Annotated in this window: 19 protein-coding genes; 10 read left to right on the top strand and 9 right to left on the bottom strand. The window is 74.5% G+C overall.

All coding sequences use genetic code 11. The features are described from left to right. On the bottom strand, nt 1-2,056 hold a 2,056-nt coding region (locus tag LG634_RS20080), incomplete at its 3' end, for a right-handed parallel beta-helix repeat-containing protein (protein WP_226735267.1). 185 nt (nt 2,057-2,241) lie between these two features. On the opposite strand from LG634_RS20080, the gene hmgA reads away from it, so the two are divergent. After that, nucleotides 2,242-3,561 (top strand): homogentisate 1,2-dioxygenase, encoded by a 1,320-nt coding sequence (hmgA, locus tag LG634_RS20075; RefSeq protein ID WP_226735266.1) that lies wholly within the window; start codon nt 2,242-2,244, stop codon nt 3,559-3,561. 72 nt (nt 3,562-3,633) lie between these two features. Further along, nucleotides 3,634-4,383 (top strand): GntR family transcriptional regulator, encoded by a 750-nt coding sequence (locus LG634_RS20070; RefSeq protein ID WP_226735265.1) that lies wholly within the window; start codon nt 3,634-3,636, stop codon nt 4,381-4,383. An 88-nt stretch (nt 4,384-4,471) separates the two neighbouring features. On the opposite strand, the gene LG634_RS20065 is transcribed toward LG634_RS20070, so the two are convergent. Then, nucleotides 4,472-4,636 carry a hypothetical protein gene (locus LG634_RS20065; protein ID WP_226735264.1) on the bottom strand — a complete coding sequence of 55 codons (165 nt, stop codon included), beginning with the start codon at nt 4,634-4,636 and terminating at the stop codon, nt 4,472-4,474. Between the two features lie 99 nt (nt 4,637-4,735). Between LG634_RS20065 and LG634_RS20060 the strand changes: the two genes are divergently transcribed. Then, nucleotides 4,736-5,917 (top strand): type ISP restriction/modification enzyme, encoded by a 1,182-nt coding sequence (locus LG634_RS20060; protein WP_226735263.1) that lies wholly within the window; start codon nt 4,736-4,738, stop codon nt 5,915-5,917. Nucleotides 5,918-5,977: 60 nt separating this feature from the next. Here the strand turns inward: LG634_RS20060 and LG634_RS20055 are convergent, their stop codons facing one another. After that, nucleotides 5,978-6,964, bottom strand: coding sequence for a hypothetical protein (locus tag LG634_RS20055; RefSeq protein WP_226735262.1), 987 nt, complete (start codon nt 6,962-6,964; stop codon nt 5,978-5,980). A gap of 116 nt (nt 6,965-7,080) precedes the next feature. Here LG634_RS20055 and LG634_RS20050 point away from each other — a divergent pair, with 116 nt between their 5' ends. After that, nucleotides 7,081-8,304 (top strand): CaiB/BaiF CoA transferase family protein, encoded by a 1,224-nt coding sequence (locus LG634_RS20050; RefSeq protein WP_226735261.1) that lies wholly within the window; start codon nt 7,081-7,083, stop codon nt 8,302-8,304. A 25-nt stretch (nt 8,305-8,329) separates the two neighbouring features. On the opposite strand, the gene LG634_RS20045 is transcribed toward LG634_RS20050, so the two are convergent. Further along, nucleotides 8,330-8,596 (bottom strand): hypothetical protein, encoded by a 267-nt coding sequence (locus LG634_RS20045; RefSeq protein WP_226735260.1) that lies wholly within the window; start codon nt 8,594-8,596, stop codon nt 8,330-8,332. Between the two features lie 224 nt (nt 8,597-8,820). On the opposite strand from LG634_RS20045, the gene LG634_RS20040 reads away from it, so the two are divergent. Further along, nucleotides 8,821-9,774 carry a serine/threonine-protein kinase gene (locus tag LG634_RS20040; RefSeq protein WP_226735259.1) on the top strand — a complete coding sequence of 318 codons (954 nt, stop codon included), beginning with the start codon at nt 8,821-8,823 and terminating at the stop codon, nt 9,772-9,774. A gap of 57 nt (nt 9,775-9,831) precedes the next feature. Here LG634_RS20040 and LG634_RS20035 read toward each other — a convergent pair whose 3' ends face one another. Beyond that, complete coding sequence (locus LG634_RS20035) at nt 9,832-10,641, bottom strand: SGNH/GDSL hydrolase family protein (RefSeq protein ID WP_226735258.1); 810 nt, start codon at nt 10,639-10,641, stop codon at nt 9,832-9,834. A 209-nt stretch (nt 10,642-10,850) separates the two neighbouring features. Between LG634_RS20035 and LG634_RS20030 the strand changes: the two genes are divergently transcribed. Further along, complete coding sequence (locus LG634_RS20030; RefSeq protein WP_226735257.1) at nt 10,851-11,954, top strand: DUF5925 domain-containing protein; 1,104 nt, start codon at nt 10,851-10,853, stop codon at nt 11,952-11,954. An 87-nt stretch (nt 11,955-12,041) separates the two neighbouring features. Here the strand turns inward: LG634_RS20030 and LG634_RS20025 are convergent, their stop codons facing one another. Then, the gene (locus LG634_RS20025) at nt 12,042-12,416 is read right to left on the bottom strand and encodes a GntR family transcriptional regulator (RefSeq protein WP_226735274.1); all 375 of its coding nucleotides are present in this window, start codon (nt 12,414-12,416) and stop codon (nt 12,042-12,044) included. An 85-nt stretch (nt 12,417-12,501) separates the two neighbouring features. Between LG634_RS20025 and LG634_RS20020 the strand changes: the two genes are divergently transcribed. The 4 genes from LG634_RS20020 to LG634_RS20005 all read left to right on the top strand — a co-directional run bounded on the left by LG634_RS20020 (nt 12,502) and on the right by LG634_RS20005 (nt 17,145). Then, nucleotides 12,502-13,434, top strand: coding sequence for a GNAT family N-acetyltransferase (locus LG634_RS20020; protein WP_226735256.1), 933 nt, complete (start codon nt 12,502-12,504; stop codon nt 13,432-13,434). Continuing rightward, a complete protein-coding gene (locus tag LG634_RS20015) occupies nt 13,434-13,952 on the top strand; it encodes a ribonuclease FAU-1 family protein (RefSeq protein ID WP_226735255.1) in 519 nt (172 codons plus the stop codon). Before LG634_RS20020 ends, LG634_RS20015 begins: the two co-directional genes overlap by 1 nt. A gap of 283 nt (nt 13,953-14,235) precedes the next feature. Then, entirely contained in the window at nt 14,236-15,885 is a 1,650-nt protein-coding gene (locus LG634_RS20010) for a glycosyltransferase family 2 protein (protein ID WP_226735254.1), read from the top strand. Between the two features lie 222 nt (nt 15,886-16,107). Next, nucleotides 16,108-17,145 (top strand): lytic polysaccharide monooxygenase, encoded by a 1,038-nt coding sequence (locus tag LG634_RS20005; RefSeq protein ID WP_226735253.1) that lies wholly within the window; start codon nt 16,108-16,110, stop codon nt 17,143-17,145. Nucleotides 17,146-17,180: 35 nt separating this feature from the next. On the opposite strand, the gene LG634_RS20000 is transcribed toward LG634_RS20005, so the two are convergent. The 3 genes from LG634_RS20000 to LG634_RS19990 form a co-directional block, all read right to left on the bottom strand. Beyond that, nucleotides 17,181-18,044, bottom strand: a complete 864-nt coding sequence (locus LG634_RS20000) for an esterase/lipase family protein (protein ID WP_226735252.1) — start codon at nt 18,042-18,044, stop codon at nt 17,181-17,183. 176 nt (nt 18,045-18,220) lie between these two features. Continuing rightward, complete coding sequence (locus tag LG634_RS19995; RefSeq protein ID WP_226735251.1) at nt 18,221-19,189, bottom strand: DNA polymerase Y family protein; 969 nt, start codon at nt 19,187-19,189, stop codon at nt 18,221-18,223. Between the two features lie 482 nt (nt 19,190-19,671). Beyond that, a complete protein-coding gene (locus LG634_RS19990) occupies nt 19,672-23,112 on the bottom strand; it encodes a DNA polymerase III subunit alpha (RefSeq protein ID WP_226735250.1) in 3,441 nt (1,146 codons plus the stop codon). Between the last annotated feature and the right edge of the window lie 192 nt (nt 23,113-23,304).

Below are 23,304 nucleotides of genomic sequence, written 5' to 3'. Positions count from 1 at the left end.
GGCCGCCGCCGGCCGGGGGCGCCGGGGTGCCGCCGGGGTCGGGGCGGGCCGCGGCGACGACGGCCCACAGGAGCCACGGCACGGCGAGCAGGCCGCGGAACCAGGCGGGGCCGAGCGGGATCCACGGGAGCATCAGGACCGCCTTGTCGAAGGCGTCCAGCAGGGTGAGGGCGCCCAGGGCGATCGTGGTGCCGCCCAGCCACGGCCGGGCGGAGCGCAGGGCTGCGCCCATGAGGGTCAGGCCCGCGCCGGTCAGGAGCAGGGCGAGGGCCGGGACGGGGGTGTGCTGGAGGGGCATGGTGGAGCCGGCCACGTCCAGGGCCAGGCCGGCGGCGCCGAGCAGGGCGCCGGCAGTGCCCAGGCGGCTGCGGCGCAGCCGGCGCCACCAGAGCACGCCGCCGACGAGGGTGAGGACGGCCGCGGCGGCCAGCGCGATCTGGGTTTCGACCCGCTCCAGGCCGCGGGCGCCGTACCAGTCGCAGCCGGCGGGCAGGCGGCGGGCCTGCACGTTGTAGTCGGCGCACACGAGCAGCTGGACGAGCTTGACGGGCTCGCCGGCGAGGCGGGACGAGCCGCCGCTCACGTCGCCGCGCTGTGCGCCGCACTGCGGGAGGGTGCCCGGGGTGGAGCCGTCGGGTCCGTCCTGCCAGCAGTTGCCCTTGCCCTGGCCGTCCCACCAGACGTCCATGCCGTTGGGGCGGGAGGCGCCGGAGCGGTCGCGGCCCAGGACGTTGCCGGCGTACCGGTTGCGGTGGGAGGTGTCGGCCTGCTTGGACCAGGCCTCTTCGCCGCGGATGAAGGCGGGGACGGCGCTGAGGAAGAACCCGGCCCGCCGGTGGCCGTAGACCCAGTTCTTCTCGTACAGGTTCCAGTTGCCGCCGGCGGTGATGATGCCGGTGCCGGGGGGCATGGAGATCTGCGGGCAGACCACGCCCTGCTCGTAGCCGCGGGCGGCCGGGGGCTTGGCGCAGGTGCCGTCGGCGACGTAGCGGTAGTAGTCCTGGTTGTTGTCGTGGATGTCGTTGCGTTCGAACCGGGCGTGGTTCTGCGGGAGCCCGGGGTGGCCGGGGAAGGCGCTGTCCATGGAGGCGCCGCCCATGTTGTGGTCGAACTCGTTGTCGTGGACCCAGACGGAGTCCCCGGCGGTGCCCGAGTAGCCGACCATGTTGTGGTGGCTGCGGCAGCCCGTGATCTCGATGGAGTAGCGGGGGACGTCGTAGCCGCGGCCGTCGTTGATGTTCGAGGCGCTGCCCGGGTAGATGCCGGAGTCGCCGTTGCCGTAGGACTCGCAGTTCTTGTAGAGGCCGTGGTCGCTGGCGAAGGTCAGGAAGCCGTACTCGTCGTTCCAGCGGGTCAGGACGTCGTCGATGACGAAGCCGTCGCCGGCCAGCACGTACAGCGAGTTGAAGGTGGTGCGCTGGGCGGTGAAGTTGCGGAAGTAGATGCCGTTGGACTTGTCCGCGCGGATGCCGTTGAGCTTGTGGTACTTCGCGTCGATGACCACGTCGAGGCGGGAGGCGCCGGTGCCTTCGATCTGGAGGTCCGTCTTGCCGAGGACGGCGACGAGGTTCTGGTTGTGGCGGCACTGGAGCTGCTGCTCGTAGCTGAGGATCTGGTAGCCGAACGACGAGGTGGGGGCCTTCAGGCGGGCGCAGGCGCCGGACGGTTCGGGGAGCGAGGGCTCCTCCTCGTACAGGCCGGGCAGGATCGCGATGTTCATGCCGGGCCGGTCGACGGCGTCCACGGCCTGCTGGAGGTGGCGGTAGCCCTCCTTGCGACAGCGCTCGAAGAGGGCGAGGTTGCGGCGGCGCAGGGGTTCCGGGAAGGCGGCGGTCCGGCGGCCGAAGTCGGCCCGGTCGGTCTTGCAGACCAGCAGGTCCGGCTCGCCGGTCCGGTAGGCGGGCACGCTGCCGGAGCCGTCGGGGAAGGTGACGGGCCGTTCCTCGTGGGCCTGCGCCGGCGGGGCGGCGACCAGGAGGGCGAGCACGGCGAGGAGGGCGGCGAGGGCGGCGGACAGCGCCGCCGGCGCGGCTGGGAGCCTGCGGATCCACGACATGCGCGAGAGAGTAGAGCAATGTTCATCTTTTGAGAGCCCCCCGTGCACCACCGGATTCCGGCGGCCTTCCGCCGCGCCGGGCGCTCCCCCGCCACCGGGACGCCCTCCGGCTCACCGTTGACGGAACGGGCCACGGAATCCTACTGTCAGGCATAGGATTCCTTCGGCAGAGCGGGAGCGGGCAGATGAGCAGCGGGAACGAGCAGGCCAGGAAGACGGCGGAGGGGCTGTCCTACCTCACCGGCTTCGGCAACGAGCACAGCTCGGAAGCCGTCCCGGGGGCCCTCCCCATAGGCCGGAACTCCCCCCAGCGGGCCCCCCTCGGCCTGTACGCGGAGCAGCTGAGCGGCAGCGCGTTCACCGAGCCCCGCACCCACAACCGGCGCTCCTGGCTGTACCGGATCCGCCCGTCGGCGGCCCACCCGCAGTTCGTGCGGACCGACAACGGCGGCATCCGCACCGCACCGTTCACCGAGACCGTCCCCGACCCCAACCGGCTGCGCTGGAACCCGCTGCCGGACCCGGCGCCCGGCACCGACTTCCTGGCCGGCCTGTGGACCCTCGGCGGCAACGGCGACGCCGCCCAGCGCGCCGGCATGGCGGTCCACCTGTACGCCGCCAACGCCTCGATGGAGCGGGTCTTCGGCAACTCCGACGGCGAGCTGCTCATCGTCCCCGAGCGCGGCGGCCTGCTGCTGCGCACCGAGTTCGGCCTGCTGCGCGCCGAGCCCGGGCACATCGCGCTGGTCCCCCGCGGCGTCCGGTTCCGGGTCGAGCTGCTGGACGAGACCGCCCGCGGGTACGTGTGCGAGAACTACGGCCTGCCCTTCGAGCTGCCCGGGCTCGGCCCGATCGGCGCCAACGGCCTGGCCGCGGCCCGCGACTTCCAGGCGCCGGTGGCGGCGTACGAGGACGTCGAGGGCCCCGTGGAGGTGGTCAACAAGTTCTGCGGGAACCTCTGGTCCGCGACCTACGCCCACTCCCCGCTCGACGTGGTCGCCTGGCACGGCACGCACGTCCCGTACGTGTACGACCTGAGCCGTTTCAACGTGATCGGCACGATCAGCCACGACCACCCGGACCCGTCGATCTTCACGGTGCTGACCTCGCCCTCCGACACCCCGGGCCTGGCGGGCGTGGACTTCGTGGTGTTCGCGCCCCGCTGGCTGGTCGGCGAGGACACGTTCCGTCCGCCGTACTTCCACCGCAACGTGATGAGCGAGTACATGGGCCTCATCGAGGGCGCGTACGACGCCAAGGCGGAGGGCTTCGTGCCGGGCGGCGGCTCGCTCCACAACATGATGTCGGCGCACGGCCCGGACCGGGAGACGTTCGACAAGGCCAGCGCCGCCGAGCTGAAGCCGCAGAAGATCGACGACGGTCTGGCGTTCATGTTCGAGACCCGCTGGCCGATCACCGCGACCGCACAGGCAGCCTCCGCCGACCACCTCCAGCGCGGCTACGACCGGGTCTGGGAGGGCATGGAGCGCCACTTCCGCGCGTAGGGGGCTCTAGGGTCTGTCCGACACAGGCCCTAGAGTTCCTGCACGTCGCCCCGCTCGTACGGAGATTCACCCGTGACCGCCTTCGCCCCCGACTCAGTGGTCCTGAACCGGAAGCTGCCGCTCTGGTACCAGGTCTCGCAGTCCCTGCGCGCCTCGATACTGGGGCGCTCTCCGGACGCCTCGCTGCGCCTGCCGACCGAGGAGCGGCTCGCCGAGCACTACGGGGTGAGCGTGCTCACGATGCGCCAGGCCCTCAAGGAGCTGGAGGCGGAGGGGCTGATCAGCCGGCACCGGCGGCGCGGCACGTTCATCGAGCCGGGGGCGCAGCGCGGGGCCCCGGTGCGGCTGCTGGGTTCGGTCGACGCGATCGTGGCCCAGCAGTCCGGGGAGCGGACGACGGTGCTGGGGCAGGAGCGGGGGCCGGTGCCCGGGGAGCTCGCGCCGTACTTCCCGGACGCCGCCGAGGTGGTCACGTACCGGCGGCTGCGGCGGGACGGGAAGACCGGGGAGCCCACGAACTGGGCGGAGAACGCGGTCCTGCCCGAGCTGGCCGAAGCCGTCGACCTCGCCGATCTGGAGCGGTGGCCGATGACGAAGGTGCTGCGGGACGTGGTCGGCGTGAAGATCAGCCGGATCACGGACACCGTGGAGGCACGGCTGGCCGACCCGGTGACGGCGGACCTGCTGGACGTGCCGCTGCTCAGCCCGATCCTGCACTACACGGGCGTCACGTACGACGCGGACGGGCGGGTCGTGGACGTGGCCCGGATCCGGTACCGGGGCGACCGGTTCTCCTTCACGGTGACGGTCGACGCGACCTGATCCGGGGCGTCCGCGGGCGTTCGCGGGTGTTCGCGGGTATCCCGGGGTGTCCGGGGGTCCCGAGGGTGTCCGGGGGCGTCCCGGGGCGTCACTTCCCGTCGTCGTCGGCGGTGCGTTCACCCTCCGCCTGGGAGGGGGTGGTCCGCAGCGTGTGCGGGTGGTCGTGCTGCTTCTTTTCGGTCTCGTCCATGTCCTCGTCGAGGCGTTCGCCCTCGGCCTGGGACGGGGTCGTGTATTCGTCGTACTGGCTCATGCCGCCTCCTCGGTCGCCGCATGTGCCCCTCTTCGGAGCGTAGCGCGTCGGCCGGGAACCGGCCCGGGCGCTGTGTACGGGCGAGCGGGACGCCCTAGCATGCGTGCGGTGAGCGATGACGCGCCTCTGCTGGACGATCTGTTCCCGTGGTCGGTGGCCCCGTTGCGGCTGGGCCGGCCCTGGGTGCTCGCGCCGGATGCCCGGACGCTGCGGGACCGCTGGGCGGCGCTGACGGCCGCCGAGGGCACGGCCCGCGAGGAGCTGTTCCTGCCCTCCCGGGCCCGCAGCCCGCACAGCGGGGCAGCGGCGCTGCCCGGGCAGCGCACCTCGACGGGTCGGTTCGCGCAGGCGCCCGGCCCGTGTCCGGAGCCGGTCCGGGTCCTGGCCGATGCCTTCGACGCCCAGTGGCTGCTGCCCGACCACCGGCTGATCGACGCCGCCCGCCCAGAGCTGTGGCGGGTGTGGGACGAGCAGCAGGTGTTCCTGGTGGAGACGGGTGCGGCGGCGGTGCCGCTGGCGGCCTCGCCGCTGCTGCCGGCCGGGCGGACCGGCCGGATCAGGCCGCTGCACCGGCGGCCGGGTGGCGCGGAGCCCAATGTGGCGCCGGGCCTGCTGGACCTGCTGGGCGAGCGGTACCACTGCCGGGTGACCCCGGAGGACCTGCTGTCGTGGGCACTGGCCGCGGCGCGGCCCGGCCCGCGGGGGACCGTGGTGCCGCTCCCGGCCGCCGGGGAGACCTGGCGGACCGGGCTGCTGCGCGGGCACCGGCTGCTGCGCATCCAGCTGGCGGGCGCGCGGGGCGACGAGCCGCCGAAGCTGCCCGGCGGCTCCCGGCCGTACGTGCGGGCTGCGGTGCCGGAGCGGCCGGCGGCCATCGGTTACGACGCGGAGGCGGCGGAGCTGCGGCTGGGCCCGGGGGTGGTGTCGCCGGTGCCGGCGGAGGTGTGGGAGTTCGAGGCGGGCGGGGTGCGGGTGCTGGAGCGCTGGTTCGCGGCCCGGACCGGCCACCGGGAGGCGGCCGGGCTGGCGGCGCTGGGACCGGCGCAGTGGCCGCAGCAGTGGACGTCCGAGCTGCTGGCGCTGGTCACCTCACTGGCCCTGCTGACGGACCCGGCGACCGCCGGGGAGACCGGGGAGACCGGGGACGCGGGGTCCGAGTGGCTGGGGGTTCCTGCCCTGAAGGCCGCCGGGGTGCTGCCCGTTCCGGCCGCCGCGCGGCGTCCTGCCTCGGTGCTGGACCATCAGGAGGAGGGCCCGGAAGGGCAGTTCGCCCTGCTCTGACCGCGGCGCTCCGGGGCAGCTCGTACGCTCCCCGGAGCCCCCGATCCGGAAGGCAGGCCCCTACGGCACCGGCGCGGTCGGCACGAAGACGGTGCGCGGGAAGTCGGCCGTGGCGGCGACGCCGAAGGCATCGGTGTACGAGGTCTGGACGTTCGCCGTGAAGCGGCAGCCGAGGACGGCGATCCCGCAGACCCGGTACCGGACCACGACGCCCGCCGTGCGGCCGGCCGGGATGGTGCCGACGGTCTGCGGCACGGGCCCGAGCCGGGTCGCTCCGGAACCGGTCACGGCCGCGTCGACGAGCTTGACGTTGAAGGCGTCGCCGGGGCCGTTGTTGCGGATCCGGTACTCCACGCTCAGGGTCCGGGTCAGGTAGGGGCCCGGGCCGCCCCAGAACGCCCGGTGGGTGACCGCGAGGGCGGGCTCCAGCGCGGTCAGGGTCCCGTTGAGAGAGAGGCTCCACGGGTTGCCGGTGGCCGGCGAGGCGCCGGCGTTGATCGTGAAGGTTCCCGCGCCCGTGGCCTGCCGGTACGCGTGCGTGGCGGTGGCGTCGGGGACCACGGTCCAGGTGCCGGAGCCCGCCACGGTGCCGCCGCCGAACGCGAGGGTGGGCGCGGTGCAGTTGCCGGAGGACAGGGCGAGGACCACGGTGCCGCGGGAGTTCGTGAGCGTCACCCGGCTGTCGTCGCCGCGCAGCGCGGCCCCGCCGCCCACCCGGGTCAGGAACTGCATGTCCGCGGCCATGGTGCCCGGGAGGTCCGAGAACTGTCCGGCGGGCAGCGGCGACGAGGCGGTCCAGCGCTTCGTCAGGTCCAGTTCGCCGGTGGGGCAGTCGGTGCCGATGGCGGTCACGGCGCCGTTCACTCCGGAGGTGCTGGAGTTGAACGGGAAGGGGGCGAGGCCGGGGCGGACGGACGCCGGGGCCGGTCCGGCCGCGAGCACCAGCCCGGCGAGCAGCGCGGTGACGGCGGCCGCGGCCCGCCGGACGGTGCGCAGCCGGGGGCGGGGACGCGGATGGTCGGACCGGGGGGTGGTGGGGCGCGGCATGGGCGGGCCTTCCGGGACGCGTGACAAACGGCAGTCACCATAGGCACGCAAACAAGGGCAAAGGTGGGATATCGGGGGGTGACAGAGCGGGGTTCCAACCGATAGGTCTGCATGTCATGGCAGCCCCTTCCGCACGCCCCGCCCGCCCGGCGCAACCCCTCCCGCTCGACGGGATCACGGTCGTCGCCGTGGAGCAGGCGGTCTCGGCCCCGTTCGCGACCCGCCAGCTCGCCGATCTCGGCGCCCGGGTGGTGAAGCTGGAACGCCCGGACGGCGGCGATTTCGCCCGCGGCTACGACACCGCCGCGGGCGGCCTGGCCTCGCATTTCGTGTGGGCGAACCGCGGCAAGGAGTCGGTGGCCGTGGACCTGAAGGACCCGCGCGGCCGGGAGCTGGTCGAGCGGCTGGTCGCGGACGCCGACGTGTTCGTGCAGAACCTGGCACAGGGGGCGGCGGCCCGGCTGGGCCTGGATGCGGCCTCGCTGTGCGCCCGCCATCCGCGGCTGGTCGCCGTCGACATCTCCGGGTACGGGGCGCAGGGCCCGTACGCGCACAAGCGGGCGTACGACATGCTCGTGCAGTGCGAGGCGGGGCTGGTGTCGGTGACGGGGACGGCGGAGCAGCCCGTGAAGGCGGGCATCCCGGCGGCCGACATCGCGGCGGCGATGTACGCGTTCTCCGGCGTTCTTGCGGCGCTGCTGCGGCGGGGTTCGACCGGGCGGGGCGGGCCGGTGGAGGTGTCGATGCTGGATGCGCTGGCCGAGTGGATGGGGCATCCGCTGCACCACACGATGCACGGCGGCGAGCAGCCGGCGCGTACGGGTCTGGGCCATGCGGTGATCGCGCCGTACGACGCCTATCCGACGGCGGGCGGGGGCCGGGTGCTGCTGTCGGTGCAGAACGACCGGGAGTGGCGGCGGCTGGCCGAACAGGTGCTGGGGCAACCCGAGTTGGCGGACGATCCGGCGTTCGCGACGAATGCGGCGCGGACTGCGAACCGGGAGAAGACGGATGCGGTGGTGGCCGCCGCGCTCGGCGGGCTGGAGGCGGACACGGCGATCGCCGCGCTGGAGGCGGCGGGCATCGCCTGCGCCCGTCTGAACACGGTGGCCGGGCTGGCCGGACACCCCCAGCTGGCGGCGCGGGACCGGTGGCGGGAGGTGGGTTCGGCCGTCGGTCCGCTGCGCGCCCTGCTCCCGCCGATCGTGCTGCCGGGCGGGCCGGAGCCGCTGATGGGCGCGGTGCCGGCGCTCGGCGAGCACACCGGTGCCGTCCTGCGCGCCCTGGGGATGTCGGACGCGCAGATCGACGGACTACGCCGGGACGGTGTGATCGCCTGAGGGCCGGGGTGCCGGGTGGGGCGGGTCAGCGGTGGCTGCCCCAGAGCGTACGGCGCAGCCGGCGCAGCGGGGCGAACAGCGAGACGCGCGCGCTCCGGCTCCGGTGGCGGTGCGTGTGGTCACGCGCCGTCAACTCCCGCATCAGCAGGGTCGCTTCGGCGGCCTCGCGCTGCGGGACGGCGGGACCGCCCAGCACGGCGAGGTGGCGGTCCAGCCGCGAACTGGTCGCGCTGCTGCCGCAGGTGATGGCAGGCACGCGGGGCGGCCTGCTGCGCATCGTTATCTGTTCCATGATTCTCCCCACCCGTACGAGACACCCGGCCCGGGCAGGGTAACCCTATCGCCCTCTCGGCGCAGTCGGGTATCCCGGGAGGGTGATTTGACCGTCACGGCACCACTTTTGACGGTCACTCACCGAAGTCGACCGTTACTCTCCGCACCCACACTTCGGCGGGGGCCGCTCCGGGGCCTTGCCGTCGGCGTTGGAAGGGCGCCGCGGGCGGGCAGACTCCCCTCGTGACCGAGGTGCCGAGCGGTGAGCGGGTGGTGGCGGGACGGTACCGGCTGCGGGGTCCGCTGGGCCGCGGCCGGACGGGCACGGTGTGGCAGGCCCGGGACGAGGTGCTGGGCCGCGAGGTGGCGGTCCGGGAGGTACGGGCGCCGGCCGGGGCGGACCCGGCCGCTGCGCGCGGGGTGTACGAGCGGCTGGAGCGGGCGGCGCGGACGGCGGAGCGGGTCACCCACCGCGGGGTGGTCGCCGTGTACGACGTGGCGGTCGAGGGCGGCCGGCCGTGGATCGTGATGGAGCTGGTCCGCGGGCTGTCACTGGCGGAGGTGCTGGCGGCCGGCGGGCCGCTGGCCCCGCAGCGGGCGGCGCACCTCGGGGCGCAGCTGCTGGCGGCGCTGCGGGCCGCGCACGCTGCGGGAGTGCCGCACGGGGACGTGACGGCGGGCAATGTGCTGGTCGCCAACGACGGCCGGGTGGTGCTGGGCGACTTCGGGCTCGCCGCGGCGGCGGACTGGGCGGCGGACGGGGCGGACCCTGCGGCGGGCGGCGCGGAGGCCGACCTGCGGGCGCTGGGCGCGCTGCTGTACGAGGCGGTCGAGGGCGGCTTCGGGCGGCCGGCGGCCGGCGGGGAGCTGCCGCCGCCGCGCCGGGCGGGCGCTCTGGAGCCCGTACTCGACGGTCTGCTGCGCCCGGACCCGGCGGCGCGGCTGTCGGCCGGGGAAGCGGAGCGGATGCTGCGGGTGGTGGGCGCGGGCGGGGCGGTGCGGGCCGCGGACGGGCCGCAGGGCGGGACCGTGGAACCGGCGGGCCCTGCGGCGGAAGCGGACGGATCGGTGGCGTCCGCCGCACGCGCGGCGTCCCGGCCGGAGCAGGGCGGCCGCGGGTGGCCCGTCCCGGCGGCGGTGGCTGCGGCGGTCGCCCTGGCGCTGGTGCTCGTGTTGCTGGTGTGGCTGCTGGTGTAGTCGTCGGCCGCCGCGGCCCCCGTCCGGGGAGTCCACGGCGGCCGCGATGTGGCCGGGTCAGGCGGCGGAGCTGAAGACGGGCAGGTAGCCGCCGGACTGGCCGGGGGCGGTGGGGTGGTACGACTCGCCGATGTTGAGCCAGTTGACGCTGTGCAGCCAGGCGCTGCCGGAGCAGATCTCGTGTCCGGTGAAGGCGCCCGCCACCGAGGCGAAGGCGAAGCCGTGGTCGCGGGCCCGCTTGTCGGTGGCCGCGTTCAGGTGGTCGGAGGCCCCGTTGATGGCGGCGCGCTCGGTCTCCGACAGGCCGGTGGTACAGGTGCCGTTCAGTTTGTAGAAGCGGGGATAGCCGAGCACGACCACGCGGGCGTTGGGGGCCTTGGCGCGGATGGCGTCGTACACGGCGTCGAGCTTCCCGGGCAGGGTGGTGTCGACGTAGGCCTTGGCCTGGGCGATCCGGCTGAGGCAGGTGGACTCGGACTGGAGCACGCAGGTGGTCATGACGTCGGAGAAGCCGGCGTCGTTGCCGCCGATGGTGATGCTGACGAGGTCGGTGTCGGCGTTGAGCGGGCCGAGCTGACCGGCCGTGACATCACCCGTACGAGCGCCCGAGCAGGCGGTGAACGCGAACGAGCCGGGTGAATGGGCGTTCTTCCAGAGCACGGGGTAGGCCTTCGTGCTGCGCTTGCAGTTGCCGCTCGCGCTGTCGTAGCTGCCGGCGCCGACCCCCGAGGAGTACGAGTCGCCGAGGGCCACGTAGCCGAAGACGGCCGCGGAATCCGCGGCCTGTGCGGGGGCGGAACCGAGCAGGGCGGCGGACGCGGCAAGGGCCAACGAGGCCGTGAATGCCGCGAATCGGGACAGTTTCATGGACCCCTCCATTAGCAGGTTTTCTGCCATGTACGTCGTAGCGCCGACCACCCCTCTCTGGAAGTGTCCATGCCAAAAAACTCGGAGGAAGAGCTGCGGGGAAATGCCGCGGAAACCTTCACCGGCCGGAGGTTTCGGCGCTCCGCCCATGCGGCCGAACCGGCGAAACACGGGTGCACGGGGGCAGTTCGTGCCGGATCATGGGCGCCATGTCAGCCACGCCTCAGGACCCGCAGCACGCCCTGCCGATCCGGCTCGGGGTCGACGACAGCGACTCCCCGTCGGACGTCGTCGACGCCCTCTTCCTCGGCCGGTTCGCCACCGGCGAGCAGCCGTACTCGCACAGCGTCACGATCGAACGGGTCAAGTCCGGGGCCACGCTGCTGCCTCCGGAGGCCCGGGTGCTGCGCGCCACCAAGGACACCGACCGCAGCGCGACGCTCGCCGAGGGCGAGGGGTGGACCCTGCTGGTCTCGCGCTGGAACCGCGGCGCCGACGTCACGGTCACCGCCGTCACCGACGAACTCGCCGCCTCCGTCCTCAGCCTGGCCACCGACGGCGCCCAGGACGAGCCCGAACCGCAGCCCGAGAACGTCACCATGGGCTTCTGGTACGTCTCCCCCCGGCGCGGCCCGCACCGCACCACCCGGCAGATCGCGGCCGGCACCTGGGCGGAGGTCCGGCCCAACTACACGGCCCCGGTGGCCGAGGCCATGGACCGGCTGATGAAGGTCACCCCGGACGACATCGCCGGCCGGCTGCTGCTGCTCCACGGACCACCGGGCACCGGCAAGACCTCGGCGCTGCGCACCCTCGCGCGGTCCTGGCGCGACTGGTGCCAGGTGGACTGCGTCCTCGACCCGGAACGGCTGTTCAACGACGTCGGATACCTGATGGACATCGCCATCGGCGAGGACGAGGGCACCTCGCGGGGCCGCTGGCGGCTGCTGCTCCTGGAGGACTGCGACGAGCTGATCCGCGGCGAGGCCCGGCACACCGCCGGGCAGGCGCTGTCCCGCCTGCTGAACCTGACGGACGGGCTGCTCGGCCAGGGCCGCAACGTGCTGGTGGGCGTGACCACCAACGAGGACCTGGAGCGGCTGCACCCCGCGGTGGTGCGGCCAGGCCGCTGTCTCGCCCGGATCGAGGTGGGCCGGCTCAGCCACCGGGAGGCGGTGGACTGGCTGGGCGGCGAGGAGGGCGTCTCCCGCGAAGGGGCCACCCTGGCCGAGCTGTTCGCCCTGCGCCGCGGCACCGGCCCGGCGTCGGTCCCGGCCCAGCCGGCGGCCACGGACGCCGGGCTGTACCTGTAGGTCCGGGAACCCGGCCCGCAGGAACCGGGGGCCTGCCTGCCCGCAGTCGCCGGGCCGTACCGGCAAGGACCGGGGCCCGGCCCGCGGTCAGCCCGCGTACCGGGCCCTGAGGGCGTCCGCGGCCAGCGCGAGGGCCTCGTCCTGCGGGAGCCCGAGGCGGTGCGCGCGGTCCGCGAACGCCTGGGCCGCGGCGGCCGCCTCGCGGGCGGCGGTGTCGCCGGCGGCGGCGATGAACGTGCCGTTGCGGCCGCGGGTCTCGATCACCCCGTCCGCCTCCAGCGCCTTGTACGCCTTGGCCACCGTGTTGGCGGCCAGGCCGAGTTCCTCCGCGAGACCGCGCACGGTCGGCAGCCGGAAGCCGACGGGCAGCCGGCCGGTGCGCGCCTGCCCGGCGATCTGGGCCCGCAGCTGCTCGTAGGGGGCGGTGGCTCCGGCCGGGTCGACGGAGATCTTCAGGCTCACGCTCTTCGAGGTCACCGGGCGATTCTCGCGCACGGGCCGGAAATTCGGAGGCGCGCCGGCCAGGCCGGACGTAGCGTCGGACCACATGACCGTCATCGTCCGTGATCTCCGCCCCGGCGACGCCGCAGACACCGGGGCCGTCGTCCGGGTGCGCCGTGCCGCACTCCCCTTCATGATCTCCACGGTGGCCGGGGTGGCCTTCGAGCTGGAGTCCGCCCACCCCGATGAGCACCACCGGGTGCTGGTCGCCGAGGAGGACGGCGCGGTGGTCGGCACCGCGCAGGCCGGCCTCGCCTACGACAGCGACGAGCCCGGACAGGCCTTCGTCAACTCCTACGTGCTCCCCGGCGCGCACCACACCGCCGCCGGACTGCTGCGGTCCACCGCCGAGGAGTACCTGGCCGCCCTGGGAGCCCGCGCCGTGTACACGTGGATCCCCGACGATCCGGCGGAGCGGGCCGTCGTCGAAGACCTCGGCTATGCGGAGGGCCGCTCGGCCCACTTCCTGCGCCTCGGCCTCGCGGAGCGCACCCTGCCCGAGCGGCCGCCGCTGCCCGCCGGGGTGGTGCTGCGCTCGGCGGCCGAGTTCGCCGCCGACCCGCGGCCGCTGTTCCTGCTGGACTCCGAGACCACCCTGGACGAGCCGGGCGACATCGGGACCCGGCTGGACGACTACGCGCAGTGGCTCCGGGACACCTGGGAGGACCCCGAGCTGGACCGGGAGCTGACCACGGTGGCGCTGGTCGACGGCGAGCCGGCCGCGTTCAGCGCGGCGCGCACCGACGGCGCAGGGCGCTACTCCTCGGCCATGACCGGCACCCGGCGGGCGTTCCGCGGCCGCGGGCTCGCCCGGATCGTCAAGCACGAGGCGCTGCGGAAGGCGGCCCTGGCGGGCTGTACGGAGGCGTTCACCGGGAACGACACCGGGAACGCGCCGATGCTCGCGGTCAACGACTGGTTCGGATACGAGGTCTGCGCCACCGAGGTGCGGTACGCGAAGGCGCTGGGAGGCGCGTGATGGAGGAGACGCAGGTGCAGGACACGGTCACCGTGGAGCTGAGCAAGGCCGGCCGGATCAAGATCCGGTACTCGGCGGGGCTGCTCGCGGACGACGGCAGCCGGATCAGCGTGCGGGCCCCGTGGGCGGCGGAGGGGGTGCGCGACTTCGGCTTCGTACGGTTCGAGCCGGGTGACGTGTTCACCGAGCACTTCTGGCGCGACCGCTGGTACGCGGTGAAGGAGGTGCGCACCGGGGCCGGGGAGCTGAAGGGCTGGTACTGCGACGTGACCCGGCCGGCGGTCGTGGCGGACGGCGAGGTCCGGGTGGAGGACCTGGACCTCGACCTGTGGGTGTCGGCGGACGGCTCGCAGGTGCTGCGGCTGGACGAGGACGAGTTCGCGGCGAGCGGTCTGGCGGCCCGGGACCCGGAGGCGGCGGCCCGCGCGGTGGCGGCGCTGGACGAGCTGGAGGAGCTGGCCCGCCGGGGCGGGCCGGGCGCCCTGGGTGCCCTGGGGGCGGCCGCCGAACCGGCGTGATGAGCGTAGGTCCATACTTTCTGTTGATGGTCCGTACCCGAAGCGCAGAAACGAGTGGTCCCGGCACATGAGCTCCTTCCCCCCTCACGCACCCCTGCCGGGCGGCCCGAACGGACCCCTGTCGCACGTTCCCGTCCCGCCGCCGTTCCCCGCGCCGGGTTCCGCCGGGATGCCGTTCCCGGGGGCGGGCGGGCCCGTGCCGCCGGGGCCGTTCGCGGTGCCGCCGGCCCGGCCGGTCCCCCCGGCGGGGCTGGTGCCGGTCGCCGCGCCGGGGGTGCCGGAGATGCCGCGGACGCCGGACGTGCCTTCGCCGGCGCCGGTGCCCGAGCCGGTGAAGGCGCCTGACGCCGCCGTCCCGGACGTGTCCGTGATCATCGCGGTCTACAACGCGATGCCGTACCTCACGGAGTGCCTGGACTCGGTGGTCGGCCAGTCGCTGGGCCTCGACCGGATCGAGGTGATCGCGGTCAACGACGGCTCCACCGACGGCAGCGGGGCCGAGCTGGACCGGTTCGCCGCGCAGCACCCGCAGTTCCGGGTGCTGCACCAGGCGAACACGGGCGGGCCGAGCGTGCCCCGCAACCGGGCGCTGGACCTGGCCCGCGGCCGCTACGTGTACGTCGTCGACTCGGACGACTACCTGGGCACGGAGACCCTGGAGCGGCTGCTGGCCATGGCCGAGGAGCAAGGCAGCGACGTCGTGCTCGGCAAGGCGGTCGGGCTGGGCCGGTCGGTCGCCGAGAAGGCGCACAGGCACGCGGAGCGGGCCGACCTGTACACCTCGGAGGTGTACAGGTCGCTGCACAGCGCGAAGCTGTACCGCCGGGAGGTCCTGGAGCGGGACGGCATCCGCTACCCGGAGGACCTGTGGTTCGGCGAGGACCAGCTGTTCGTGACGGCCGCCTACCTGGCCGCCGAGCGGATCTCCGTGGTCGGCGACTACGACTGCTACTACCTGCGGCGCCGCGAGGACGGGCAGAACATCACGGCCCGGCACCGGACGGCGAACGAGAGCATCCAGCACATCGAGCGGGTCATGCGGATGGTGTCGGACCGGGTCTCGGACCCGGTGGGCCGCCGCCGGATGCTGGGCCGGCACTTCCGGAACATGGTGGGCAAGGCGCTGATCCCGGCGGCCCGGGTGTACGGGGTGGACCCCGCGTACACCTCGGAGGTCTACCAGCGGGGGCGGGCGCTGTGCGAGGCGTACTGGACCCCGGACATGGCCGGTGAGCTGTCCGCGCTGGACCTGCTGCGGCTGTACTGCTTCACGCAGGGCAAGTTCGACGCGTTCGCCGAGCTGGCCGCGTACGACCCGGCGGAGCAGCCTGCGGAGCTGTTCGCCGAGAACGGGCGGGCGTACCGGCGCTTCCCCCTGTTCCGGGACCCGCGGGCGGGGCTGCCGGACAAGCTGTACGACGTCACGGAGAAGCTGAAGGCCCGGCACAGGCTGAACGGGATGAGCTGGAAGGACGGCCGGGTCCGGCTGACCGGCCACGGGTACGTCGAGGGCCTGGGCACCGGGCGGATGGAGAGCCGGCTGCTGCTGCGGGAGCGGGCGACGGGCCGCGAGCACCGGGTGCCCGCGACGGCGGTCCCGGCGCCGGACCTGGCGGCGGACGGCGAGAAGCGGGGCGTGGACCTGGGGATGGCCGGGTTCCGTGCGGACGTGCAGCTGGCGGTGCTCGACGGGGGCGCGCCGATCGGCCCGGGCCTGTGGGACTGCTTCCTGGAGGTCGTCGCGGACGGGGTGGTGCGCACCGCCCGGCTGGGCCGCTCGCAGGGACCTGACCTGGACCGCACGGCCCGGGCGAGCCGGGTGGTCTCCCGCGACGAGGCCGTGGCCACCGAACTGACCGCCGCCCCCTTCTTCACCGGCTACGGCAACCTCAGCTTCGAGGTGGTCCGCCGCTTCGTCATGCCGACGGGCTGAGGGGGCGGACGGGCGCGGGCGACGGGTGCGGGAGGGCCGGGGAACGGCCTTCGGGGGGCCGAGTCTGATCCCCCGCTTACCCCTGCCTTAAGTGCGTCGTAAGGATCTCTCCGGGCGGCTCCGGGGCCCGTTCCGGGGGGCTCCGGACGGCTAGCTTGCGTGTCGCAGACCTTGTGCCGGGCCACCCGGCAGCACCCTTGCGCCGCCCGAAGGAGAACCTCCATGACCGCTCGTCGCACGGCCGTCGCCGTCGCCGCCCTCGGTTTCGTGCCGCTCGCGCTGGCCGCGCCCGCCGCCGCGCACGGCTCGATGACGGACCCGGTCAGCCGGGTGGCCGCCTGCTACGCGGAGGGCCCCGAGGCGCCGAAGTCCGCGGCCTGCAAAGCGCTGGTGCGCGTGGGCGGGACGCAGCCGCTGTACGACTGGAACGAGGTCAACATCGCCAACGCGGCCGGCAACCACAAGCGCCTGATCCCCGACGGCAGGCTGTGCTCCGCCGGGAACGCCAAGTACCGGGGGCTGGACCTGCCGCGCCGGGACTGGCCGGCCAGCCGGCTCAGCGCCGGGAAGCACACGTTCCGCTACAAGGCCACGGCCCCGCACCGGGGGACGTTCGCGCTGTACGTGACGAAGGACGGTTACGACCCGTCGAAGCCGCTGAAGTGGTCGGACCTGGAGTCCAAGCCGTTCCTGAAGGTGACGGACCCCCGGCTGTCCGGCGGGGACTACGTGTTCAAGGGCACCGTGCCGAAGAAGTCCGGACGCCACCTCGTGTACAGCATCTGGCAGCGCTCTGACAGCCCCGAGGCGTTCTACACCTGCTCGGACGTGGTGTTCCGCAAGAGCGGCGGGAGCGGCGCGCAGACGCCGGCCGGCTCCGCCCCGGCCGCCGGGCCGACGGCGCAGGCGCCGGACGAGGACCGGATCCGGAAGGACGCCGGCCGGAGCAGCCACGGCGGCCACGGTACGACGGGCGGCCACGGCAGCGGCTCCGGCCCGGACTCCGGCTCCGACGCCGGCTCCGGTACGGCCGCCCGGGCCGCGGCGGCGGAGGGCACCGCCGCCACCACCGGGGGCGGTGACCCGGTGGCACAGGGCGGTGCCGTTCCGCTCGGCGGTGACGCGGACCTGGCCGAGACCGGCAGCGGTTCCGCCACGCCGGTGATCGCCGTGGCGGGCGCCGGAACGCTGGCGGTCGGTGCCGCGGTGCTGTTCGCAACGGTCCGGCGGCGGGCCGTGGCCGGCCGGCACGGCCGCTGACGCAGCGGCCTTGCGGTCCGGGCGCGCGGCCCGCGTCAGTCGGTGTCGAACACCGAGGCGCAGGTCGTGCGCTCGGCGTGCTCCGGGTCGAGGGCGTTCTCGGCCGCGTGGAAGGCGATCCGGTCGGTCAGGCCGATCGCCACGTGCTCGGAGAGGTCCAGCGGGCACAGGTCCTGCACGACGATGTTGCGTACGTCGGGACCGGTCAGGAAGCCGCTCCGGTACGGGGTGACCACCTCGTCGTACTTGGTGGCGATGACGGTGTACGCGACCCCGGGGACGGTGTCGCCGCCCGCGTTGAGCCGGTTCAGGAAGTCCGAGCCGGCGATCTGGTCGGCGAGCCCGGGGGTGGCCGTGCTGATCAGTTCCTCGGCGCCGGGGAAGAACGGCAGCAGCTGCGTGAGCCCCGACAGGGTGGTGCCGTGGTTGTCGGGGGCGATCCCGACCAGCGCGTTGACCTTGTCGGCGCCGCCGAGGAACTTCAGGTACCAGCGCGGCATCATGCCGCCCTGGGAGTGGCCGACGAGGTCGGCCTCGGGGGCGCCGGTGGCGGCGAGCACCCGGTCGACGAAGGCGTCGAGCTGTCCGGCGGACTTCTCGATGGGGCCGAGCCCGTGGAAGAAGGGCACACCGGGCAGCTGCCCGTAGTCGAGGGAGTAGACGCAGTAGCCGCGGTGCACCAGGTACGGGGCGAAGCCGAGCCAGTTGTCGACGGAGTTGCCGAGCGTGCCGTGGACCAGGACCACGGGGCGCGGGTGGGCGGCGGACGGTTTGCACGACCAGTTGTTCCAGCCGCTGCTGGGGGCGGTCGCGGCCTGGGCGGCCGCGGTGGGGGTGAGGACGGCTCCCGCCAGCATCAGGGCGGTGAGGGGTCCCAGCAGGCGTCTCCAGGGCAGCATCGGGTGATCTCCTTGCGGGGAAGGGGAAATGCGATGGGGGATTCGCCCGTGATCCGGATCACAAGGTGAGCTGCATCCGCCAAATTACGGGCGGGTAGCAAAAGAGGGAAGTTACGCGCCGGTAAAAACTGGCGTGGCGTCACTCTTGGGCAGGTACAGGGGTGTTGCGGATGCCTTCAGGCGGCCAGGGTGCCGCGCCGGATGGCGTCGGGGCCGAACTTCGCCCGGATCCGGTCCGCGACCGCCTCGATGCGGCGGGACTTCTCGTCGCCGGGGTCGAAACTCAACTGGTGGGCGGCGCGTTCGGCCGGGATCAGACCCTCGGCGCGCATGCTGATGCCGCGGACCCGGGCCCGCTGGAGGCCCAGCGCCCCGTACACCGCGTAGGCCGTGGCGGTGAGGTCGGCGGAGTGCGCGGTGGGTTCGGCGAGGGTGCGGGTACGGGTGAGCGCGGTCCGGTCGGCGCAGCGGACGGTGAGGGACAGCGTCCGGCACGCCTCGCCGCGGTCCCGCAGCCGGGCGCCGAGTTCCTCGGTGAGGGAGAGCAGGGCGCGCCGGTGCCGGGCCGGGTCGATCTCGTCGCGGTCGAAGGGGCGCTCGGCGGCGAGGGAGGGGGCGGTGGCGCCGGGGCGGACCGGGGTGCGGTCGATGCCGTGGGCGCGTTCGTACACGTCGCGGCCGGCCTTCGCGCCGAGGATCCGCTGGAGGGCGGGGAGCGGGGCGGCGGCGATCCGGCCCACGGTGCCGAGGCCGTACGTGCCGAGGGTGCGGGCGGTGGCGGGGCCGATGCCGTCGAGGGCGGTGGCGGGCTGGTCCGCGAGGAACTCCTTCACGGCGTCGGGGTCCGCGGGGACCAGCAGGGTGCGGCCCGGGGCGGCCCGGCGGGCGGCCATCCTGGCCAGCATGGGGTTTTCGGCCACGCCGATGGTGCAGTCCGCGCCGTAGCGGGCGAGGGCTCTGACGCGGAGCAGGGCGGCGAGGTGGCCGGCGTCGCGGGCGAAGTAGCGGAGGGCGGGGGTGAGGTCGGCGAGGGCGGTGTCGGGTGGGAGGGCCTGGACGACGGGGGTGAGGGCGGTGAGCAGGGCGGTGTACGCGGTGGGGTCGGGGGCGGTTCCGTCCGGGCGGTGGAAGGTCGCGCAGAGCACGGTGGTGCCGTGGCCCTGCGGGGCCTTTCCCCTGCCCGCCCCTTCCCGAACCGGGGCTCCGCCCCGGCCCCCGTGCCTCGGACGCCGGCGCGGCTCGACGGCCCGGCCGGGCTCAGAGACCGGGGGCTCCGCCCCCGCACCCCCGCGCCTCAAACGCCGGCGAGGCTGGATTTCCCCCCGCAGCATCCAGCCCCCGGGCAAAGTCCGCGCCGGGGGCACGTCCAAGCCCGCAGCCAAAGTCCGGCCTGGGGGCACGATCAAGCCCGTCCCGCGACCGAGGACCGGGGTTCGGGGCGGAGCCCCGAACCCAAGCCCCGCCGACGCTTGAGGCGCAGGGCCAGGGGCAGAGCCCCGATCTTTCAGCCCCGCCGGCGCTTGAGGCGCGGGGTCCGGGGCGGAGCCCCGACCTCTCAGCCCCGCCGACGCTTGAGGCGCGGGGTCCGGGGCGGAGCCCCGACAGTCAGGTTTCGCCGGGGGCTTGGTCATCCGGCGCTCCCCGGGCTGGAATGCCACAGTTTGCGGCCCGTCGCCGGAACCCCCGGCGGCTGGAGGTCGGCCCACGGGTTCAGCTCGTAACCCGTGGGCAGGTGGATCCTGCGGCCGGATCCCGGCACGGGCACCGGCACCGGCACCGGCTCGGCCAGCCGCGCGGCGACCGCGTCCAGCCCGCCGTCCCGCCGCAGTCCGGCCAGCTCCGCCAGGTCCCAGGCCGCGGAGCCGACCACGGAGAGGCTCTGCGGACCCCGCCGCTGGACGACGCCCCGCACCAGCAGCAGCCACGAGTGGAACACCGTGTGCGCGCACGCCTCGTGGCTGTCGTCGAAGAAGGCGAGGTCGACCAGTCCGGTCCCGTCGTCGAGGGTGGTGAAGATGACCCGCCGCCCGGACCGCACCGGCGGGGTCTGGGTGGCCGCCTTGGCCCCCGCGACCAGCACCGTCTCCCCGTGCGCGGCCTCGCGCAGCCGCCGCGCGGGCACGGCGCCGAGTTCGTCGAGGAACTCCCGGTGGTCGTCCATGAGGTGCCGGGTGGCGTCCATGCCGAGGACGCCCAGCTCGGCACTGAGCCGCTCGGCCTCGTTGAGGTCGGGCAGTCCGGCCTCGGCGGTCTTCCGCCCGCCGCCCAGCGGCAGCTGGCGCCCGTGCCCGGCAACGCCCCGGTGTCCCCGGTGGAGTTCGGACAGGTGCAGCAGCAGATCCCGCCGGTTGGCCCCGAACGCGTCCAGCGCGCCGACCTGCGCCAGCCGTTCGGCCACCGGGCGGCCCGGCCGGGCCCGGTCCCAGAAGTCGAGCAGGGAGCCGTAGGGCTGCCCGTCCTCGATCCGGGCGGTCTCCGCCGCGCTGATGCCGTGGACGTCGGCCAGAGCGAGCCGCAGCCCCCACACTCGAGGAGACTCGGACACCAGTTCGATGCGATGGTCGGCCGCGGACCGGTTCACGTCCAGCGGCAGCACCGGCACCCCGCGCCGCCGGGCGTCCGCGAGCAGCAGCCGCTTGGGGTACATGCCGGGGTCGTGGGTGAGCAGCCCGGCGTAGAAGGCCGCCGGGTGGTGGGTCTTGAGCCAGGCCGACTGGTAGGTCGGCACGGCGAAGGCCACCGCGTGCGCCTTGCAGAACCCGTACGAGCCGAAGGCCTCGACGATCTCCCAGGTCCGGGCGATCACCTCGGCCGGGTAGCCGCGTCCCTCGGCCTGCCGCGCGAACCAGACCCTGATGCGGCCCTGTGACTCGGGGTCGGAGAGCCCGCGGCGGACCCGGTCGGCCTCGTCCCGCCCGCAGCCGGTCATGACGTGCACGATCTCGATGATCTGCTCGTGGAAGACCACCACCCCGTACGTCTCGCGCAGCGCGTCCGCCAGGTCCTCGTGCGGGTAGCGGACGGGCGCGCGGCCGTGCCGGGCCTCGATGAACGGCCGGACCATGTCGGCCGCGACCGGCCCCGGCCGGAACAGGGAGATGTCCACGACCAGGTCGTGGAACTCCGCGGGCCGGAGCCGGCCGATCAGGTCCCGCTGGCCGGGCGATTCGATCTGGAAGCAGCCGAGGGTCTCGGCCGAGCGGATCAGCCGGTAGGTGGCCTCGTCCCCCGGCGGCACCTGCGCCGGGTCGTCCAGGTCGATGCGCTCCCCGGTGGCCCGTTCGACCTCCGCGACGGCGTGCGCCATCGCGGACTGCATCCGTACGCCCAGCACGTCGAGCTTGAGCAGCCCCAGGTCCTCGACGTCCTCCTTGTCGAACTGGGACATCGGCAGCCCCTCGCCGCTGGTGGGCACGACGGGGGTGCGGGCGAGCAGCGAGGCGTCGGACAGCAGCACCCCGCACGGGTGCATGGCGACCCCGCGCGGCAGCGCGTCCAGCGCCTCGACCAGCTCCCACAGCCGGCCGTGCTCCTCCGCCCGTACGCCGCGCAGCTCGGGGAGTTCGGCGAGGGCGGCCCGGGCGTCGCGGGCCCGGATGTGCGGGAAGGCCTTGGCGAGCCGGTCGGTCTCGGCCGGGTCCAGGGACAGGGCCGCGCCCACGTCCCGGATCGCGTGCCGCACCCGGTAGGTCTCGGGCATGGAGACGGTCGCGACCCGTTCCGTCCCGAACCGGCCGAGGATCGCCCGGTAGACCTCCAGCCGGCGGGCGGATTCCACGTCGATGTCGATGTCGGGGAGCACGGGCCGCCGCTTGGAGAGGAAGCGCTCCATCAGCAGGCCGTTCTCGACCGGGTCGGCGTGCGCGATGCCGAGCAGGTGGTTGACCAGGGAGCCCGCCCCGGAGCCGCGGGCGGCCACCCGGATGCCCATGTCCCGTACGTCGTCGACGACCTGGGCGACCGTCAGGAAGTAGGTGGCGTAGCCGTAGTGGGCGACGATGTCCAGCTCGTGGTGCATCCGGCCCCAGTACGCGCGCCGGTCCGCGTAGCCGCGCAGCACCATGCCGGCGGCGCACCGGGAGGCCAGCACCCGCTGGGCGCTGCGGTGGGCGGCGCCGACCAGGTGGGGTTCGGGGAAGTGCGCCGAGCCGATGCCGAGGTCGTCCTCGGGGTCGACCCGGCAGGAGTCGGCGTCCCGGCGGGTGCGGTCCAGCAGCCTGCGGGCGCCGGACGGGCCGAGTCCGGCGGCCTCGGCGATGCGGTCGGCGGCGGCCGTCATGGCGGTGGCGTCCTTGAGCCAGCGCTCGCCCCCGTCGAGGGGGCCGCGGGGGTCGATCGGCACGAGCCGGCGGGCCGCGTCGAGCACGTCGGCGACCGGCCCCTGGCCGGGGTCGGCGTACCGGACGGCGTTGGTGAGCACGGCGGGCACGCCCTGCTCTGCGGCGAAGCCGGCGGTACGGGCGGCCAGCCGCAGCGAGCCGGGTCCGGTGCCGGTGCGGCCGTGGTGGACGGCCTCCAGGCGCAGGGCGTCCCCGTAGGCCTCGCGCCAGGGGGCGAGCAGCCGGGCGGCGCGGTCGGGGCGGCCCTCGGAGAGGGCCCGGCCGACGTCGGAGTCGGGGCCGAGGAGGACGAGGACCCCGTCGCCGTGGTTGTGCTCCCGGGGCAGCAGCGGCCGGCCGCCGGCATCCGCGTGGGCGGCGCTGACCAGGCGGCACAGGGTGGCCCAGCCGGTGGCGCCGTCGCGGGCGAGGAACAGGGCGCGGGGTGCGGACTCGTCGACGAAGGCGCCGCCCTTGACCGGGGTGCGCCGCCGTTCGCCGGTGCGGGCCGGGCCGGGGCGCGGGGGCTCCAGGGGGGCGACGGCGAGACTCGTGCCGAACAGCGGCCGGATGCCGGCCTTCCGGCAGGCCTTCGCGAACCGGACGGTGCCCGCGAGGGTGTCCCGGTCGGTGAGGGCGAGGGCGTCCATCCCGCGGTCGGCGGCGCGGGCCGCCAGCCGTTCCGGGTGGGAGGCTCCGTAGCGCGCGGAGTATCCGGAAACGGTGTGCAGATGCGTGAAGCCGGGCATCCGCGCCTCCTGCTTTCCCTTGTTGCTTCCCTGGTGGACCGCCCCCCTTTTCCCTCTTCCACCATAGACCACTTTCGAACGTACGTACGACACACATGTTCGAGGCGTGTGCGTGGGGCCCGGCCCGGGCACGGCGAGGCCCCGCCCGTCCGGTCCCGGTCATCCGTTCGGCCCACCCCTGCTGCGTCCGGG

Origin of the sequence: Streptomyces bambusae, assembly GCF_020532645.1 — a bacterium.
GTDB lineage: Bacteria > Actinomycetota > Actinomycetes > Streptomycetales > Streptomycetaceae > Streptomyces > Streptomyces bambusae.
Note: the sequence above shows the minus strand (reverse complement) of the source record. Positions and strands in the feature narration are given on the sequence as shown.